13 protein-coding genes and 2 pseudogenes are annotated in these 19,729 nt (G+C 35.3%); 3 read left to right on the top strand and 12 right to left on the bottom strand.

The genetic code is table 11. The annotated features are described in order from the left end of the window. Window positions 1–152 precede the first annotated feature (152 nt). The 3 genes and pseudogenes from AAGD79_RS06975 (at window position 153) to recO (ending at window position 2,097) form a co-directional block, all read left to right on the top strand. Window positions 153–1,168, top strand: a pseudogene (locus AAGD79_RS06975) (PDDEXK nuclease domain-containing protein). Window positions 1,169–1,244: 76 nt separating this feature from the next. Next, window positions 1,245–1,391, top strand: coding sequence for a hypothetical protein (locus AAGD79_RS02650; protein ID WP_007548499.1), 147 nt, complete (start codon window positions 1,245–1,247; stop codon window positions 1,389–1,391). Then, a complete protein-coding gene (gene recO / locus AAGD79_RS02655; RefSeq protein WP_065094880.1) occupies window positions 1,375–2,097 on the top strand; it encodes a DNA repair protein RecO in 723 nt (240 codons plus the stop codon). The genes AAGD79_RS02650 and recO overlap by 17 nt, the downstream gene beginning before the upstream one ends. A 42-nt stretch (window positions 2,098–2,139) precedes the next feature. On the opposite strand, the gene AAGD79_RS02660 is transcribed toward recO, so the two are convergent. From AAGD79_RS02660 to AAGD79_RS02715, 12 genes and pseudogenes are all read right to left on the bottom strand, one after another. Next, window positions 2,140–2,433 (bottom strand): hypothetical protein, encoded by a 294-nt coding sequence (locus AAGD79_RS02660; RefSeq protein ID WP_264339170.1) that lies wholly within the window; start codon window positions 2,431–2,433, stop codon window positions 2,140–2,142. Window positions 2,434–2,485: 52 nt separating this feature from the next. Then, on the bottom strand, window positions 2,486–3,868 hold the full coding sequence (locus AAGD79_RS02665; RefSeq protein WP_264339171.1) for a PleD family two-component system response regulator: 1,383 nt from the start codon (window positions 3,866–3,868) through the stop codon (window positions 2,486–2,488). Beyond that, entirely contained in the window at window positions 3,840–4,136 is a 297-nt protein-coding gene (locus tag AAGD79_RS02670) for a hypothetical protein (protein WP_010082258.1), read from the bottom strand. The genes AAGD79_RS02665 and AAGD79_RS02670 overlap by 29 nt, the downstream gene beginning before the upstream one ends. A gap of 4 nt (window positions 4,137–4,140) precedes the next feature. Beyond that, on the bottom strand, window positions 4,141–8,892 hold the full coding sequence (locus tag AAGD79_RS02675; protein WP_341811563.1) for an NAD-glutamate dehydrogenase: 4,752 nt from the start codon (window positions 8,890–8,892) through the stop codon (window positions 4,141–4,143). A gap of 27 nt (window positions 8,893–8,919) precedes the next feature. Next, the gene (locus AAGD79_RS02680; RefSeq protein WP_341811564.1) at window positions 8,920–11,577 is read right to left on the bottom strand and encodes an ATP-dependent Clp protease ATP-binding subunit; all 2,658 of its coding nucleotides are present in this window, start codon (window positions 11,575–11,577) and stop codon (window positions 8,920–8,922) included. Between the two features lie 969 nt (window positions 11,578–12,546). Further along, window positions 12,547–12,792 (bottom strand): annotated as a pseudogene (locus AAGD79_RS02685) (PD-(D/E)XK nuclease family transposase); the annotation flags it as partial. A gap of 62 nt (window positions 12,793–12,854) precedes the next feature. After that, a complete protein-coding gene (typA, locus tag AAGD79_RS02690; RefSeq protein ID WP_341811565.1) occupies window positions 12,855–14,684 on the bottom strand; it encodes a translational GTPase TypA in 1,830 nt (609 codons plus the stop codon). Window positions 14,685–14,781: 97 nt separating this feature from the next. After that, complete coding sequence (gene pyrE / locus AAGD79_RS02695) at window positions 14,782–15,378, bottom strand: orotate phosphoribosyltransferase (RefSeq protein WP_006279657.1); 597 nt, start codon at window positions 15,376–15,378, stop codon at window positions 14,782–14,784. Window positions 15,379–15,381: 3 nt separating this feature from the next. After that, the gene (locus tag AAGD79_RS02700; RefSeq protein WP_010082165.1) at window positions 15,382–16,566 is read right to left on the bottom strand and encodes a dicarboxylate/amino acid:cation symporter; all 1,185 of its coding nucleotides are present in this window, start codon (window positions 16,564–16,566) and stop codon (window positions 15,382–15,384) included. Between the two features lie 198 nt (window positions 16,567–16,764). Beyond that, entirely contained in the window at window positions 16,765–18,090 is a 1,326-nt protein-coding gene (locus tag AAGD79_RS02705; protein ID WP_265042954.1) for a dihydroorotase, read from the bottom strand. Between the two features lie 122 nt (window positions 18,091–18,212). Beyond that, a complete protein-coding gene (locus AAGD79_RS02710; protein ID WP_265042952.1) occupies window positions 18,213–19,454 on the bottom strand; it encodes a hypothetical protein in 1,242 nt (413 codons plus the stop codon). 80 nt (window positions 19,455–19,534) lie between these two features. After that, the gene (locus AAGD79_RS02715) at window positions 19,535–19,723 is read right to left on the bottom strand and encodes a hypothetical protein (RefSeq protein WP_022626229.1); all 189 of its coding nucleotides are present in this window, start codon (window positions 19,721–19,723) and stop codon (window positions 19,535–19,537) included. Window positions 19,724–19,729 lie beyond the last annotated feature (6 nt).

The following is a 19,729-nucleotide window of genomic DNA, read 5'->3' on the forward strand; positions in this document are numbered from 1 at the left end:
CTGGTTTAAAGCTAATATTGCACGTAAAGTCAATATATTTTAGTTGATGGACGAGTTTGAAGTCAATAAGGAATCCCTTCAAAGCTGAAGGCAAGCGAAAGATTGTCTTCTCGACAGACAAAGGAATTGTATAATGGATTAAAAGGAACCGTATGACAAAAATTATAGCAAAAGAATATACAGAATTTTTAGAGCAATTGAAGGATCATATTGCAACAAACCGTTATAAAGCAGCACTTGCAGTAAATAGTAAGCTTATTTTGCTTTACCACCATATTGGTACAGAGATCCTAAAACGCCAAAATCTGGGGAGCTAAGGTAATTGATCAATTAAGTAAGGATTTGAGAAGTACATTTCCAGAAATGAAAGGCTTTAGCACGAGAAATCTGAAGTATATGCGTAAGTTTGCCGAAGAATATCCTGATGTTGAATTTGTGCAGGAGCCTCTTGCACAATTAACTTGGTATCACAATATCACTCTTTTGGAAAAAATAGAAAGTCATGAAATAAGATTATTTTATGTAAAAAAAGCTATTGAACATACGTAACATTATGGTAATGCAGATAGAACTTGGACTACATAAACGTCAAGGAAAAGCAATAACTAATTTTAAAGAAAAATTACCATCTCCACAATCCGATCTAGCACATTACACATTAAAAGATCCGTATATTTTTGATTTTTTAAGTATAGGTAAGGATGCTCATGAGAGAGAAGTAGAAAAAGGACTCGTAGGGCATATGGAAAAATTTCTGTTAGAACTCGGTGAAGGATTTGCATTTGTTGGTAGACAATTTCATTTAGATGTTGGTAATAAAGACTTTTATATTGATTTATTATTCTATCATTTAAAGTTACGTTGCTTCGTAGTGATTGAACTAAAAGATAAGGATTTTAAGCCGGAATATGCTGGTAAAATGAATTTTTATCTTTCTGCAGTTGATGATTTACTGAAGCACTCGACAGATCAACCTTCTATAGGGTTAATCTTATGTAAATCTAAAGACGATGTACTTGCTAAATATACACTCCGAGACATGAACAAGCCAATAGGGCTAGCAGAATATCGAATAACTGAAAATCTACCAGAGAACATAAAAACAGCTTTACCGACGATAGAAGAATTAGAAGCTGAATTATCCAAAATTTCAGACGAGGAAAAGTAATGTTACTAAAATCATTCAAACAATTATTTAGCAAACCAAAAGCTCAGTATGAAATGCATCAGGCTCAGGAAGAAGAGTGGCAGCCAATAACTTACTCTCTCATAGCCTTGAAACTTTGGAAGCAAACAGTAACGGAGTAAGTGATTTTTATGGATTACACGCTCTAGGTGCACTATCCTATATATCATACGGTCAATACACTCTAAATGAGATGGAAAGATGAAGGCATCATTATAGCTGCTAAAAAATACGGCGATAAAAACTTAATTCTTTCTCTGTTTACAAAAAATCATGGAAAGCGCAGGGGATTAACTAAGCTAACAAACAATAGCAATTATAAGTTTCAGATAAGTAATCTATTACATGCAGAATGGAGTGCTAAGTTACCTGAAAATCTAGGTTTTTTTAAGTGCGAATTAATCGAATCTCCATTCCATCATTTCTTTCAAGATAGGTTAAAAAGCATTACTATTGTTTCTTTCTCCTCTATTTTAGAAAAAGTGCTTCCAGAAAGTGAACCCTGTGCCATGCTGTATGACAATTTTCGATATTTCATCGATGTAATTAAACACAACAATCAGTCTTGGCAAAGCCATTATCTTAACTTAGAGCTTCTGCTTCTTACGCAATTGGGATTCAAGTTAGACTTATCCAAATGCGCTGTAACAGGTGTTAAGGAAAATCTGCAATTTATTTCTCCAAAAACTGGTAGAGCAGTGTCAAAAAAAGTAGGAGATTATTATGCAGATAAACTCCTACCTTTTCCACAAATGTTGCATGATGTATACAATAATACCCTACAAAACAGCTACTCATTCCAAGAATTTCAGTTAGGACTGAAAGTCACAGGATATTTTTTAAATAAGTATCTATTTTTGCAGTTAAACGTGAAATTTCCAGAGCTGAGAAACCTCATGTTGTCGCTTTAATCTTAGTTATCATTTTTTTGAAATCATTTCAGAAATCTATAGCTAACCCAAGCAACACGTCATACCGCGATTCATTCCATAGCTGTACAAACATTCATTTTTGAAGGTAAATTGCACAGCAAATGGTGTCATTCCAGTGCTTGACACTGGAATCCAGAAATTTTGCTTATAACTGAGCTGATGAGCTAAAGGTAGTTGTCTTACGCTAAAACAAACGTTTTTAATTAAGTTGCATAGAAGCTGGATCCCAGTGTCTGGGCACTGGGATGACATCCCACTGGTGGGAATTGCTCCCAAACTACAACGTTCGTACAGTTGTGCGCGGTATCTCAGCATAGATTCCGCTAACGAGTAGCGGAATGACGGTTGTCGGTAAACTTAAGCCACTTTAGCTATAGCCAGTAACCACTCTATTTCTACCACTGTTTTTTGCTTTATATAAATATTTGTCGGCACGTACTATAAATTTTTTAATATCATCAAAGTCAGATCCTTGCATTTCTGCAATTCCAATGCTCACAGTTACATTATGGGTTGTATTTTTATCCGCAAGTACAAAAGGTTCTTTAGCAATAATTTTTCGTATTCTCTCCGCAATAGTATACGCATCTGATACATTGGTATCTGGCATTACAACAACAAACTCCTCACCACCAAACCTAGCTAGTAAATCTGTCACTCTGATATTTTCAGAAATTCTTTTCTGTATTTGCTTTAAAAGTTCATCTCCAGCACTATGCCCAAAACTGTCATTCACTATCTTAAAATAGTCTATATCAAGTATCATAAGAGACAACCTTCTATCCTTTTCCACAGAGTCCTTAACAATGTTTCTTAAGTGTGCATCAAAATATCTTCTATTATAACAGTTAGTTAATGGGTCCTTTATAGACATTTCCGCATTATTAAATAAATTCATTCTCAAGGCATCTTGATATCTTTTGCGTTTTACTTGCGAATTAACCCTTGCTATTAGCTCACCCTCATCCAAAGGTACTGTTAAATAATCATTAGCACCTACATCAAGTGCTTTTACTAAATTGTTTTTATCATAATCCTCAGAAAGAATCAGAATTGGTGTATAACGTGTTTCCACCTTACTACGAAACTCAGAACACAAACGCAAGCCGTCAGTTTTTGAAAATTGCATATCAGAAATGATCAGGTCGTAACCATTCTCAATACCAACCTTCAATGCTTCCATTGGATCACTCAGTATTTTAATTGACCTAAAGCGTTGCTTTAATATATTATATATCTGCTCTGCTTGATGAACATCCTCATCTATAACAAGTATGTTAGCATCAAAAATCTGATTGGAATAATCCATAATACTGTTTCCTGCGACTCCACCAATCTCAGCGTTAGTTTCTCCTCTCAAACGCAATTCATCGATAATCATCTTTAAGCGTGTGAGAGACTTAATTCGTGCAGATAAAGCAGTTTCGTTTATTGGTTTAGTCAGAAAATCATCCGCGCCAGCATTAATACCTTGCACTCTATCATGAGTATCATGCAGCGCAGTTACCATAATTATTGGAATATGGGTTGTCAAGGGATCACTCTTTAGCTCCTTACAAACTTCAAAGCCATTCATCTTTGGCATCATGATATCAAGTAATATAATATCAGGCTGCTGCTTTGCTACTAAATCTATAGCTTCTTCACCATCATGAGCTACGATAACCGTATAGTACTCTGCTTTTAGTCGAGCTTCTAAAAGCTTGACATTAGATAGTACATCATCTACTACCAGAATCTTCGCTGTCATTATCTTTAGATGTATTATCTATATCGTAAGTAGGATAAAGCTTACCATTTTTACCAACTATGTAATTTACTTTCTCAGTATTACACTCTTTATATAAGTCTTCAATTCCGGCATCCTTCAATAACCTTCTGGCTTTTAACCTTACAATTGTAAAATACCTATATATAGTCTTAATAAAATCAATAAATACAGGTACCTTATTTTTATCAAGAACAATTATGCTCACTAAAGCTACAACTAAAATTTCTGAAAGACCTATATTGAACATTTTCCTATGAAGCAAGTACTTTAATCCTTCTGATTATAAATATTAATTTGCTTAAATCAAGTTTAGAAGCAACCATCTCATCTAAAAAACTATTATAACGTTCTATGTAGTCCTTATCATCACAAGCCCAGGTTTGAACCTTATCTTCGGGGTTATCAGTAGCTTTTATGACTTTAACAGCTAGCTTGTGATGGTAATTGCTTAAATCGTCCAATAAATCATTAACTAAGCTGCGATCCCAATAAGAAGAGCGGCTTTTCATCTTGATGGCAATTGTTCTAATCAGATCGAATCTTAACAGCGACTTTAACTCAAAGTATATTTTACCAGCATCAAGAATGGACAAAGATGTCTGTTCAGCAACAGATATAATGTCCAGTGCATAAGCAAGAACGCATAGATCAGCAACTTTTTTTGCTAGATCTTTATTTATATTAAGTTCTACTAAAGAAGTTGATCCATGGCTATAGATCTTTAATAGGTGTTCATCTAAAACATCAGTTAAGTTCTGGCCTAAAGTTTCAATTGCATCTTTAAATTTTGTAACATCATCCAATTCTACAAAGCTAAGCTTGCCAAGATTTTTCACTAGCCAAAATGATACTCTGCCAATAAATTTCTGCACGTTCCTCACTATTTGTAAGTATGAGTTAACATCAATTTTTCCATCCAATTCATCAATTTTCTGCCACAGGCTGTTTAAATCATACAGGTGGTTAACAACAATATATATGTTAACCGCTTCTTGTATCTTAATTCCAGTGTTCTCAGCCAAATTATTGATGAATATACAGCCCATTCTATTCACTACATCATTTGCAATGCAAGTAGAGATAATTTCTCTACGAAGTTGGTGTTTTAATATGAAATCCTTAAACTTTGTTACCATCTTTTTAGGAAAATAACCTAGCAAGTAGTCATGAGATATAAGATCTTTTTCAGACAGATCGGAATGTATAATTTCATTTTTTATTGCTGTTCTAGCATAAGACATTAGAACAGAGAGCTGAGGAGAACTGAAACCTTTTGCACCAGTTAACATCCTTGCTATCTCTTCTTCAGTTGGAAGAAATTCTACGCTTCGGTTTAACAGCCCAGATTTTTCTAAACTGAGTAGTAACCTGTGGTGCTGCTCCAATCTCTCTTTAGCTTGCAAACACTCAAGAAGTAATGCTTTTGTTTCAATTTTGTTGTGGTTCTCAAGCACTTTGGATGCAACTTCATCCACCATACTTGCCAGTATTTCATTCCTTTTTTCTAAAGAAATACCCCCTGCTTTCATAGCTGAAACAAATGCAATCTTAATGTTAACTTCAAGGTCCGAACATATCACTCCGGCTGAATTATCAACAAAGTCTGCATTGATATATCCACCTTTTTCAGCATATTCTATTCTTCCAAACTGTGTACAACCAAGATTTCCACCCTCTATAAACATAGAAGCTCTAATATCTTTACCATTCACTCTTAACTCATCGTTTGCTTTGTCACCGACCATGCTATGATTTTCACTCTTTGCCTTAACAAACGTGCCGATTCCTCCATTCCATATGAAGTCCACTTTTGCTTTCAACAGATATCTAATCAAATCACTTGGAGGTAGCATATCTTCTGTTATATCAAAGCACTTTTTTATTTCTTGAGAAATGTTTACTTGCTTACTGCTACGCTCAAATACTCCTCCACCCTTAGAAATCAAATCTTTATTATAATCCATCCAAGTTGAAAATGGTAACTCAAAGAGACGTTTACGCTCTGTGAAACTCTTTTCTGCATCAGGGTTTGGGTCAACAAAAATATGCATATGGTTAAATGCGCCGATTAAATGTATATTTTTTGAAAGCAGCATACCGTTTCCAAATAGATCGCCAGCCATATCTCCAATTCCAATAACAGTTGTATCCTGGTAAATATCCTTATTCATTTTCCAAAAATGCCTCTGTGCTGCAATCCATGCACCTCTGGCTGTAATACCCATTTTTTTGTGATCATAACCTGCTGATCCACCAGATGCAAATGCATCGCCAAGCCAAAAATTGTATTCAGAGGCTATCTGGTTGGCATAATCAGAAAATGAAGCAGTGCCTTTATCTGCTGCAACTACCAAGTATGGATCGTCTTCATCATACCTAATCACATTCTCTGGTGGAATTATTTCACCATCAACCACGTTATCAGTAATATCAAGCATTCCTCTAATAAAACTCTTATAGCACTCAACACTTTTCTCTCTTAAAGTATCTTTGTCTTTATAAACTTGCTTAATTACAAACCCACCCTTTGCGCCAACAGGGACAATAACCGCATTTTTTGTCATCTGAGCTTTCATGAGCCCCAAAACTTCAGTGCGAAAATCTTCCGTCCTATCCGACCACCTTAAGCCACCACGGGCTAATTTCCCTCCTCTTAGATGTATTCCCTCAAAAAGGTTTGAATAAATATATAATTCACGATACGGACGAGGATCAGGCAAACCATTCACTTTACTTGAGTCAAATTTTATGGATAAGTAGGGTTTATTATCTTGATAATAACTGGTCCTTAAAATAGCCATTATCAAGTTAAATATCGAGCGCAAAACGTAATCATGTGAAACATTGCTGATCTCTTTTAGAAGTTCCTCAATTTTTTCTCTGACAATGTCTGTAGTTTCTGCTCTATCAATGTCTATGTTAGGATCAAATCTTGCATGAAATAGTTGTATCAAATACTTTACTACTTTTGGATACTCTGAGACTACCTTTTGGATATATTCTGGGTTGTAGTTAAATGACGTCTGCTTTAGATAGGCACTTAGCGCTCTAATCAGAAGCACTTCCTTCCACTTGAGCCCAGCAATAATGATCAAACTATTGAAATAGTCATTTTTAATTTCCTTGCTAAACACTTTCGCAAGTGTTATTTCAAATTGCTCTTTTAGAGTAATGTTGTCTATTAATTCATCGACTCTTGACAACACAAAATGGTGTATCCATATTCCACCGTTAATTTCTATGTAATAGCCATTATGAGATAGAATTTTAGCTCCCAAATTCTTAGTGATCCTTAATATCTTCGATAATTCAAGGCCTCCATTGTTTGGAGTATAAACCTTTAATTGATAATTAAGATTATCACGAGTAAGTCTTAAATCGACCTCGCTAACTCCTTTCTTCCTCACTATCTCCAATTTTTTCATATCGTAATATGCGTCATGAGGTTCGAAACTCTCTTGATAGCTTATTGGAAATGCCTTGCAATAACGGATGAATATATCCTCAACAGTGCTAAAAGTATTGTATAAATTGTCTATAAAACGATCTTCCCACTTTTCTGTAATGTTTCTTAATTTGTTTTCGATATGCAAAACTTCATCATCAAGAACGCTAGCATTTTTGGTCTTTAGCACTACATGCAATTTCATCAAATCATATTCATTGATAATGTGATTGTTATAAATATCTGAACTTCCTGCACTTGTCTCATCCTTCAATATGTCACGTATCTTGAACATTAGCCTAGCGCTAGCATAACGCATCGGTATCAGCACTATGCAACTAATAAAATCCCCGACTCTTCTTAAAAATAATCTGACCCTTGGCCTAATCGCAAGAGACATGATCGAAATGCAAATTTTAAATAATTCGTCTTCATTTGATTGGAATAATTCATCACAAGAGAACACTTGCAAAATAGAAATCAAAGCTTTATTGTTGTGGCCCCCGGTTACAAATCCTGCATTTTTTTCTATAACTTTAACTTTATCTTTTATTATTGGAATAGTTCGAATATCTTGGACCTCCGCTACAGAAGTAAATAGCCCGAAAAAACGCCGTTCCTTTACTACATTACCCTGGTCATCAAATTCTTTTACTCCTATACAATTCATGTATGTACGCCGATGGACTATTGAGATTAGATCTGATCTCAATATGTATAGGGAATCAAGGTTTGCAGAAGGAATCAACGTACTTTGACCTACTCTCATCAGGCCAAGGTCCTTTTTGCCATCACAGACGAGTTTTTCATCTTTACCAGCAATATATTCTTGATAACCTAGAAATACAAAATTATTATTCTTTAACCAAACTAGAAAATCTTTTTGCTCTTGATTTCGGTCTGGTGTCATTCCAGTGCGTGACACTGGAATCCACGTGTCCTTTTCCTGGATCCCAGTATCAAGTACTGGGATTACAGAAAGACTTGCCTCATCAAGTTTCTTAAGCATTAAGTGCCAATCTTTCACAACGCAATTAACTGCTTTCAGCGTTTTTTGTAGAGATTCTTTTAATGTATCAACAAAACTGTCACTTATACCTTTGATAATTAGATATATAACTGACTCTTTGATTCCATTGCTTTCTTCCAAAGGGTAAATCTCGTCTATTAGGCCATCTTTTCTTTTAATGTTAATTATGCTGTTGCTGTAATAGCATATGGTTAAATCGTGCGACTTAATAGTTGCAATAACGGAGTCAACCAAAAATGGCATATCATCGTTTGTTATCTTAATCGTGGTAAAATCGCCTTCTATTCCTGGTATATCATCTATATTACTTACTACTAACTTATTTTCATCTTTCTCTTTTTGAGAAACAAAATTGTAAGCATCGTTTACAATATATAGCAAAAACTTATCGTTGGCTTTTAGGTCGCTTTTATAAACAAAACTATAAAAATACTTAATAAATTTTTTAATTTTTTCTTTATCTTGCTGATTTTCTTGATCAGCTAACTTAAATAAAGACTCAGTGTCAACATTATGATCTATACACATTTTTTTTAACAAAAATACACAGTGAACTTAAACCTTTTTAACTAAGATTTCATTATTAAGAGCGTACACTATTAGCTCATCATTTTCTACTACTTCCCCTGATAAAACTAATTTAGCTAAATTATTTTGAATATACTCTTGTATAACCCTTTTTAGGGGCCTTGCTCCATATTCAGGGTCATAGCCAGTTTGTGCTATTAGTTCTTTAGCTTCCTGTAACAAACTTATACTCAGTTTACGCTTAGCAAGTGTTTTTTGTAAATAAGAAAATTGAACATCTATAATTTTATAAATGTCATCTCTGGTTAAACTGTGAAATATAATAATTTCATCCAGCCTGTTTAAAAATTCTGGACGAAATGTTGATTTAACTATTTGCATCACTTCATTTGATCTCTCTGGTGTCATTCCAGTGCGTGACGCTGGAATCCACTTTTTTTCCTGGATCCCAGTGTCAAGCACTGGGATGACAGAGGGCTTTTCAAGAGAGCTATTTTCTTTTGCTCCTTTAAGCATTATCTCAGCGCCAAGGTTAGAAGTTAAAATCAGTATGGTATTGCGAAAATCAATTAATTTGCCATGACTATCAGTGAGTCTACCCTCATCCAAGATTTGCAGCAATAGATTAAATATATCTGGATTTGCTTTCTCGATTTCATCAAACAGAATAACCTGATATGGCCTTCTTCTTACCGCTTCAGTTAATCTGCCACCTTGTTCATAGCCAACATACCCTGGAGGCGCGCCAATTAGCTTTGAAACAGAATGTTTTTCCATATATTCTGACATATCAAAACGCAAAAGCGCTGATTGATCGTCAAACAGAAATTCAGCAAGGGCTTTTGCCAGTTCCGTTTTACCAACCCCGGTTGGGCCTAAGAATAAAAATGAACCGAAAGGTCGATTAGTATCTTGCACACCAGAGCGAGAGCGCCTAACTGCATTACTTATTGCTTCTATCGCGCCTTTTTGCCCTATTACTCTTTTTCCTATTTCATTCTCCATGTTAAGAAGTTTTTCCTTTTCGCTGTGCATCATGTTATCAACTGGAATTCCTGTCCACTTTGAAACAATGTTTGCAATATCATCTCCAGTCACTTCTTTCTTTAAGAAACTATCAGTAACCTTTTCCTGATTTTTTAATTCATTCTCAAGCTGAGGAATCACACCATACATCAGCTCTCCTGCTCTTCCCAAATTCCAACTACGCTGAACTAATTCCAACTCTTTTCTAGCGTTATCTAATTTTTCGGCTGTTTCTTGTATTCTAGCTATTTTATTCTTTTCCATCTGCCATTTGCTGTTCAAGTCAGCAAATTTACTGTTTAGATTTTCGATCTCTTCATTTATCTTTTTTAAACGCTGTTTAGAATTTTCATCACTTTCTTTTTTTAAAGCCTCTGCTTCAATCTTTAGCTGTATAACCTTTCTCTCAAGTTCATCAATAACTTCAGGCTTGCTATCCATTTCAATTCTCACCCTGCTTGCTGCTTCATCAATCAAATCAATTGCTTTATCAGGTAAAAACCTATCTGTTATATATCTATTGGACAACGTTGCAGCAGCAATTATTGCACCATCTGTAATTCTTATACCATGATGCACCTCATATCTTTCCTTCAAACCCCTGAGTATTGAAATGGTATCAGTTTCAGTTGGTTGAGAGATAAACACAGGCTGAAAACGCCTTGCAAGTGCAGGATCTTTTTCTATATGCTGACGATATTCATCTAAAGTTGTGGCTCCTATACAGCGAATTTCTCCACGCGCAAGAGCAGGCTTCAGCAGATTCGAGGCATCCATTGCACCACTTGTTGCTCCTGCTCCAACTAAAGTGTGCAATTCATCGATGAATAATATAATTTTTCCCTCCGCTCTCGAAATCTCATTAATCACTGCTTTTAACCTTTCCTCAAACTCTCCTCTAAACTTAGTGCCAGCAATTAGTGCTCCAAGATCCAAAGCTAAGACCTTTGCATCATGCAAACCAAGTGGTACATCGTTTGCAACAATTCTATTTGCAAGCCCCTCAACTATTGCAGTTTTTCCAACACCAGGTTCACCGATCAGCACTGGATTATTTTTTGTCCGCCTCAGTGATACCTGCATAGTTCTTCTGATCTCTTCATCACGACCAATGACAGGATCAAGCTTTCCTTGCATAGCAAGCTCTGTAACATCTTTTGTATATTTCTTTGCTGCGTTTAATTTTTCCTCACTGTTTGGCGAGTCCGCACTGCTGCCCTTTCTCATTTCTGCAACAACTGAGTTCAGTTTTTGTGGAGTCACACCATTCTCTGCCAGAATTTTGCCTACAGTATCATCTTTTTGTGCAGTGAGGCCCTGCAGTAAACGCTCGACAGCAACAAATGAATCTTTATTTCTCTTTGCAATACCAATTGAATCTTCAAAAACTTTTGCTATTTCTCTTGAAAGTTGAAGGCCACCACTTCCTGGACCTTCAATTACTGGCAACTTTTTTATTGCACTATCCACAGCATCGGAAATACTCTGCACATTTCCACCACAAGCGTTTATCAAATCCTGAACTAAACCTGATTCATCTTCAAGCATCACTTTTAGTAAATGCTCAGGCATAAAAATCTGATGCCCAGCTCCCAACGCTTTCATTTGAGCACTTTGAATTAGACTTTTTGCTTTTTCGGTAAATTTATTTAAGTCCATAACACCAGTTAAATTCGTATTTGCTGATGTATATAACAACTGATTTCATAAATTTAAACCTAAAGTTGTTTATTGTTAGGTATGAAATTTAAAACTTTCTTAAAAAAGGAACTATCATAGTAACCATACAAATGTCTTGTATCTCAAGACCTTTGGTTTTTGTTGCTGAAAATGGTTGTATTATTTAAGTTATTAACAATATACAATACTAAGTTAATGTAATTTATTTGGAGATGACAGGAAAATTTATTGTAACTTTATATTTTAAATAGAATAAAGTTCTTTTGTTAGTATTGTCCTTTTTGTAAAAAATATTCCTAATTTCTTCATCATTTCTGTGGGTAAGGTCATCTGCTTCTCTACCTCAAGTGGTTAACAAAGTTTCTTGTCACGAGGGACCAAATGGAAATCTGCTCGTTTTCACGCGAATTAATGTTACAAATTCTATACATTTCGTTACAAAATGGCATTCGCTTTCTCCATTATCCTTTACCTGCATTTTCATCAGCGTTCCTTGCGGTTTGCTTGCCATATAGGCGGAAATACAGGCTTACCCTGTTCCTTCTTTCATACAACAGTGGGTTAGGTGACTTCTCTATACCGGTGATTTGCGTACATCCAGAAATGAAAAATGTCACATTACCTTTTGGTCGGAGCTTATCAGCATCTTTAGCTCTTTAATCGTTACGATACTTATGAAGCTTCACTTACGTTCACCATACCACTAAGCCTAGCTCTCCAACCACATGATGCTTGTAGTTTATGCTCCTTTCACGATTGAGCATCTTCTTTTTCAAGAGGAGGTTCATTGTCCGCATCGCTTGGCACCAACCGGTTACCCGATTCGCACTGATGCGTAGACTCAGATGGCAAAACATCTGGTTTAATAAGTTTTAGAACTCTTTTAGTTTCTTTCTGAAGGAATTCCTCTCCTTTTAAACAATATGACCGAAGACTTTCAGGTCGCACCATTTCAATAATTAGCTGGGTTCCAGCAGAATCAGTACAGAAAACATCAACAATACTTTGTTTTTTAGAGGCAATCTCAGCATCCATGATAGTGCTGAGAAATTCTATTTCTTCTATTTCATCTTTGCCAGCGAAGCCCAATATATCATTGAGAAAGTGAATGAGAATATCTTTATTTTTCTCAGTGCCAAATATTCTCTTGAACGCGAAATTGTTTTTTGGATCGAGAAATTTCGAAAAGGCCATAATTAAATACAATTAGGAGACGAATAATTATACACTATTTTTCGCAAATGTTCAACCTCTGATTACTCCTTATTCTTTGCCCTTCCTGCACGCTTACGTTCATTTGGATCAAGGAATTTCTTGCGTAAACGTATAGATTTTGGAGTTACTTCCACCAATTCATCATCATCTATATACGCTATCATATCCTCCAGTGTCATTATCTTTGGTGGAGTGAGCTTTATAGCTTCATCACTACCTGAAGCTCTTACGTTTGTTAATTGCTTACCCTTTAACACATTTATCTCCAAATCATTTTCACGGCTATGCTGGCCGACAACCATGCCACAATATACCTTATCCTGTGGCTTAATAAACATAATTCCCCTATCTTGCAAATTGAAAATTGCGTATGCTACTGCTTCACCCTTATCAGTGGAAATTAAAACTCCATTGCGCCTTCCAGAAATTGGACCTCTATGTGGAGCATAACTGTGAAATAAACGGTTGATTATGCCCGTACCCCGAGAATCAGTTAAAAACTCTCCTTGATAACCAATTAATCCTCTTGATGGCACTAAAAACGTTAATCTTGTCCTGCCATTACCAGAAGGTCTCATGTCAGTCACTTCACCTTTTCGGAAGCTGAGTTTTTCCATGATGATTCCACTATATTCATCATCTACATCAATTACTACTTCCTCTATAGGTTCAAGTTTTTTGCCATCTTCTTCCTTAAATAGCACTCGAGGGCGTGATACCGAAAGCTCAAAACCTTCTCTCCTCATATTTTCAATTAACACCCCAAGCTGTAGCTCACCACGTCCACCTACTTCAAACGCTTCACCGCTTGGTGCCAAAGTTACAGTAATTGCAACATTTGTTTCTGCCTCCGCGTATAAGCGATCCTTTATAGCAGTTGAGGTAAGCTTTGTACCTTCTTGTCCAGCAAAAGGCGAATCATTAACGCTTAGAGTAATCGCCATTGTCGGCGGATCAACTGGAGTTGAGCTTACTGCAGTTGTAACCTCTGGTGCTGCTATAGTGTCTGAAACTGAAGCTTCCTCAAGTCCTGCAATTGCAATTATGTCTCCCGCCACAGCTTGTTCTACTGGAATGCGTTTCAAGCCAGAAAATGAGAGCAACTTAGTTAATCTTCCTCGTTCAATTACTTTACCATCGAGGTCAAGCACCTTAAGATCTGAGTTGACTTTTGCAATGCCCTGATAAACCTTTCCTGTCAATATTCTGCCAAGAAACTTATCAGACTCAAGTAGAGTGACCAACATAGCAAAAGGTGCATTTTGATTATAAACAGAAGGTTTTATATAATCTATAACCGTTGAAAATAATGGGCTTAAATCTTTTCTTTCATCAGAAAGCTCCTTAGCACACCAGCCATTTCTACCTGAAGCATACAACACTGGAAAATCTAGCTGCTCGTTGGTTGCATCAAGGTTAAAAAATAACTCATATATTTCATTTAATACTTCATCAATTCTGCTGTCTGGTCGGTCGACCTTATTGATTATTACAATTGGCTTCAGATTTGCTTTTAGTGCTTTTGACAACACAAATTTAGTTTGTGGCATGGGACCTTCTGCAGCATCAACCAGCAGCAACACACCATCTGCCATGCACAATACCCTTTCTACTTCTCCACCAAAGTCTGCGTGCCCTGGCGTATCAATAATATTGATTTTTTCATCACCCCACATTATTGATGTGCATTTTGCAAGTATTGTAATCCCGCGCTCACGTTCTTGGTCGCCACTATCCATAACTCGCTCTTGAACTTCTTGATTCTCGCGGAACGTGCCACTTTGTTTTAACATGTTATCAAGCAAAGTAGTTTTACCGTGGTCAACGTGTGCGATTATTGCTATATTTCGGATCGATTTAAATTCGTTCATTTTCTATCATTTCAAAATTAATTTAGTAATAAGTATACATAAAATACACTTAGAGTAAATAACTAAAGCTGTGCTGTGTTTCCAAGATGTTATAGGATTATTTTGTTAAATATTCCCTACTTCCAGGTTTTGTTATGGGTAGTTGTTTTAATTCACTTGGAAGTTCTTCCTCGCTGTAGTTTTTGATGTTCAGTTCAATCAAAGATATGACAGGAAAAGGCAGTTTCGTTTCACTATTTCTCTTTATCAAAGAAGCTTCAGCAACAACTTTACCTCCTTCCCCTTCTGCACATTCCACTGCTTCAAGTGAAGATTTACCTGTGGTTATTACATCTTCAATGAGCAATATTTTCTCACCCTTTTTGATCTTAAATCCACGGCGTAATTCAAACTTACCATTAACGCGCTCGCAAAACATTGTCTTTATTCCAAGCTGCCTGCCGATCTCATAACCCACAATTATTCCACCAATTGCAGGAGATAATATTAAATCTATGGAGCTATTTAATTCTTTTTTTATTTTATCTGCTAATAATGCGCAAACTTTCATGGCTCTGCTTGGATTTTCAAAAATCTTCGCACACTGTATGTATGTGTCACTATGCAGCCCGGATGATAAAACAAAATGCCCATGCAAAATTGCTTCTGCTTCTTTAAATTCTTTTATTATTAGGTTATTTTCGTCTAATATCATTTTTTAAGTTTCACTATTACATTCTTTATTAATTATCTGAGTGATACAAACATCAGACCACACATTTATTGCAGTTTCAAACATATCGATGATTGTATAAATAGGCAAAATCAGTCCCATAATATGCAGAGGAACATTCATCGACATGAGATAACTGGTTGCCATAAAATAGCACCCCATCGGCACTCCAGCGTTACCAATTGCAGCCCCTGTAGCTAAAAAAATCCATATCAACATTTCGCTTAAGGAAAATACGTATCCGTTCATTTCTGCAACAAACATTACAGTGATTAGTATAAATGCAGCACATGCATTCATGTTAATTGTTGTGCATATTGGTAAAATAAAAGACGATAATTTCTTTGGCACCTTTAGCTTGTTCTGCACACATTCTATAGTTGTTGGCAATGTTGCACTGGATGATTTAGAAAAAAACGCAAGTGTGAGTGCTGGCATAACCCCTTTCAGCGTTTGAATTGGTGATATGCCTTTATACCACATAAATAGCGGTAAAATCAGAAATGCCTGCACAAAATTTGCAGACATTATGCAAACAAAATACCATAAAAGATTGTAGAACTCACTACCGCCTTTTAATTCATGCAAAAAACATGTAATAAAAGACCAAACAGCAAGCGGAATAAATTTTAATAACCCTTGAGCAATTTTAAGTAGCGTATCAAAAAGTGCAGAGAATACTTGATATAATATATCCTGCTTTTCTTTTGAAAGTGAAACAATAGCTCCACCCATCAAAAAAGCGATTAATATGCTACCAATCATATTATTTTCAAGAAAAACTTGCACAAAATTAGAAGGAATGAGTGATTTTAAATATGAAAAATAACTGTGGTTATTGCTGTTAATACTCCCTATTGTATTACTTATGAAATTTTTTCTTGCTGGATCTATTAACAAATAAAACGATAATGCAACAAACGCAGCTATAATAGTTGTAAGCAGAGTATAAAATAGTGTTTTCTTAACTAAGACTTTGATTTCAATTGAGTCTTTGAGCCCGGAAATTGTGGAAACTATGGATAAAAAAACCAGAGGTAAGCTTATTAATTTGAGCAAGCTGATAAAGATATCACTAAATAGCTTTGCTATTTCAAATATGATTTCATTGTTTAGGTAGTAAGCAACTATTGCAAGCAGTATAGAAAAAAGTATTGCAAACTTGTGCATTGAAAATAAAATTTCAAAGTAACATTATACAATAATTTTGCTGTTTTGGAATCAGATTGATAGACAAAATAACTTTACAGATTAGGGAAAGATAAGAGGATGTGTTTGTTCGGAGACAGTGTAAGATTTCTTAATTTAAATTTAGGTGCACTTAGCCCATTCTGGTGATAACAAATTGGAATAGATAAGATATGATAACTAACTCTTCTGCGAGTATATAGTTTTGCCGGACACAACAGTACGTACTACGTGTCCTTTTACTTTGCGACCATCGAAAGGAGAATTCTTTGATTTACTAGCAAAGTTGTCAGTTTTAATTTCCCATTCATAATTGAGGTCAACTAAAATTAAGTCTGCAGCAAGGTTTTTTTGTATACGACCACGTGGTATGTGTATTATATCTGCAGGCTTATATGTCAATTTTGCAAGCACATCAAGTAGACCCATTTGCCCACTGTGATAGAGTTCAAGTGAAAGGGGCAGCATTGTTTCAAGACCAACAATACCAAATGCAGCATTTTCAAGTGGTAGATCTTTAGAACTACGATCATGCGGAGCGTGATCGGTTGCAATGCAGTCAATCACACCTGTCTTTAAACCTTCAATCATAGCTAAACGATCTTCTTCAGTGCGAAGTGGCGGGTTCATTTTTGCAATTGCCCCATGTTGTTTTACTATATCTTCAGTCAAAGTGAAGTGATGAGGGGTTACTTCGCACGTAACATTTAATCCCAAATCTTTTGCACGTTTAATAGCATCAAGTGAATCTTTTGAAGAGACATGTAAAATATGGTAGTGCACATTCTCCATATCTTTCATGAGCAGTATATCGCGACTTACCATAACCGATTCTGACGCACTTAAGATCCCCTTTACTCCCAATTCTTCAGAAATTTTACCTTCGTTGATTGCACCACCTGCTGATAAATTTAAATCTTCTGCATGTTGAGCAATAGGAACATTCAGCATACTTGAATAAAGCAGCGCCTGTCTCATAATCATTGGGTTCATAACTGGCATGCCATCATCGGTGAACCCAACCGCACCTGCTTCCTTTAAAAGTGCCATTTCAGTCAGGTGTTCTTCCGAAGTGGTGATTTTAGCGTAAAATTCAACGTTTACATGTGAAGTTTCAAGTGCTCTATATTTCAAATATTTAGCCAAAATAACGCTATCAATTGCTGGAACAGTGTTTGGCTGACAAACTACAGTTGTAACTCCCCCCGCAGCTGCAGATTTGCTGCCTGTATATATAGTTTCTTTATGTTCCTGGCCTGGTTCACGAAAATGTACGTGAATGTCAATAAGGCCTGGCATTAGAACAAGCCCTTTACAGTCTATTGTTTCATCAACTCCACTTGTTGAAAATAATGATTCACCAAAGTCAACAATTTTATCCCCTTCAGTCAATAATGAACCTTTTATATCAAGTTTAGTTTCCGGGTCGATAATACGAGCATTAGTATACGCAATTTTATAGCCTTCCTTTTGCCCTGTTTGCAACAAATCCCAAGTTTGAGTCATTATATTTGAGTATCGATTATAAAATAAATCTAAAGTTTTTTTAATAAAACACAACCAAATTAAAACACAGACTAAGAGCTGTCTTGAATTAAAGTGCTTTCATTATCCTAAAGATTTGGTTCTTATAACCTAGTTAGCTCAGTTTTAACGTTAATGTGTGAAGCTCTGAGTTCTGTTGAAGGATTTTCCAGCTGAATATCTAGCTCATTCTGTATGTTCGATAAACAAATTAAAGCTGAATCAAAAATTTCATCACACTGCTTTGCTTCATGTATATCATCAATTATTTCCTCGAATTCTTCCACATCATCCATTTCTTGCGGCGCACTTTTTAATATCGCTTTTATTTGGTTTAAGTTTTGACGAATTTTCTCCTGATATCCAACAATTCTCTCTTGATATATATCAATCATTTTTTGACATGCGTTGCCTCTAAATGGATGTTCTTTTTTCTCTTTTATGTAAGAATTTTGAAAGTCTTTACAGTTAAGGATTGCTTCTCTATGTTTTTTTATGTCATTAATTGCGCTGATTATCGACTTATCTATTTTCTTTAAATTTTCTTCCCGTTCTTCTCTTTTAATTATACTTTTGGATTCATTTTTTATCTGGTTCATTTTGTCATACAGGTTTCTGCATCCTTTGTAAGATGCCATTGGTTGTAACATTCCTTCTTTTACACCTTTATTGTAAAAATTCTTCAACTCATCATTTGATAGTATTGTTATAGCATCTTCCCTTTTACCTTGTGATTTAGGATACTTTTTATTCAATAAACTAACATGATTTAACAAGAAATCTCTAACTAGCCCTTCTTTTTTTACTTCGGATAATCTTTCTAGTGTTTCTATATATTTCAGAGTTTCCGCAAAGAGCTGTCCACCAGAGGGAGCAAATCCTTGAAGTGATTTACTCTGTGCTTTACAAAAATCGGTTTGTAAAAAATCTTCAGCTTGTTTTTTTATTACTGAAAGTTCATTAAAGGCTTTTTCTGGATTGATTTTTCTCAAAATACTAATAGCTTTTCTAATCGCTTTTTCTCTCTTTTTATTATCTTGCTTTTCATTTAATATGAGATGTTCAGTTTTGGTAAAAGCATTACCTTGATCACTCTTTGCAATGTTACAAACGATGTTTTTTACAACTTCTTCGGTTGCTGCATAATCTATTTCTTTTGCAAAGCAGTCAACAAATGATTGCCAAACTTTTTTATTAACAAGTTTACTTGTCTTATTTTCAAAATCTTCTATATCTTTGAATCCTAAAATAGTATAGAGATTTTTTTCGATTATTGGTTCGGCATGTTGTTTTGCCACTTTACCTTTTATATTGAATGGAAATTTACTAATCTTAGTTGTACCCACAATGTTACCTCAATATTAACGCTATCTATAAAAGTATAAAGATTTGATATTTAATTTTTAATTAATACTAGCACAGCTAACTACGGGAGCATTATGCTAGCATCAATTAACACTTTAACTTCTAACTTATCATCAGTAATATTGTTTATATAAAAACTATAATTTTTTATGCCTGAACTTGGGAATATATTGCTATTGCTAGCCTGCTTATTGTCTTTGACATATTTGTTTTTACCGCTTAGTTCTTGTCGGTTTATTACCACTGCCATATTTTT

The sequence above is a fragment of the Wolbachia endosymbiont (group A) of Oxytorus armatus genome, assembly GCF_964027005.1.
GTDB lineage: Bacteria > Pseudomonadota > Alphaproteobacteria > Rickettsiales > Anaplasmataceae > Wolbachia > Wolbachia pipientis.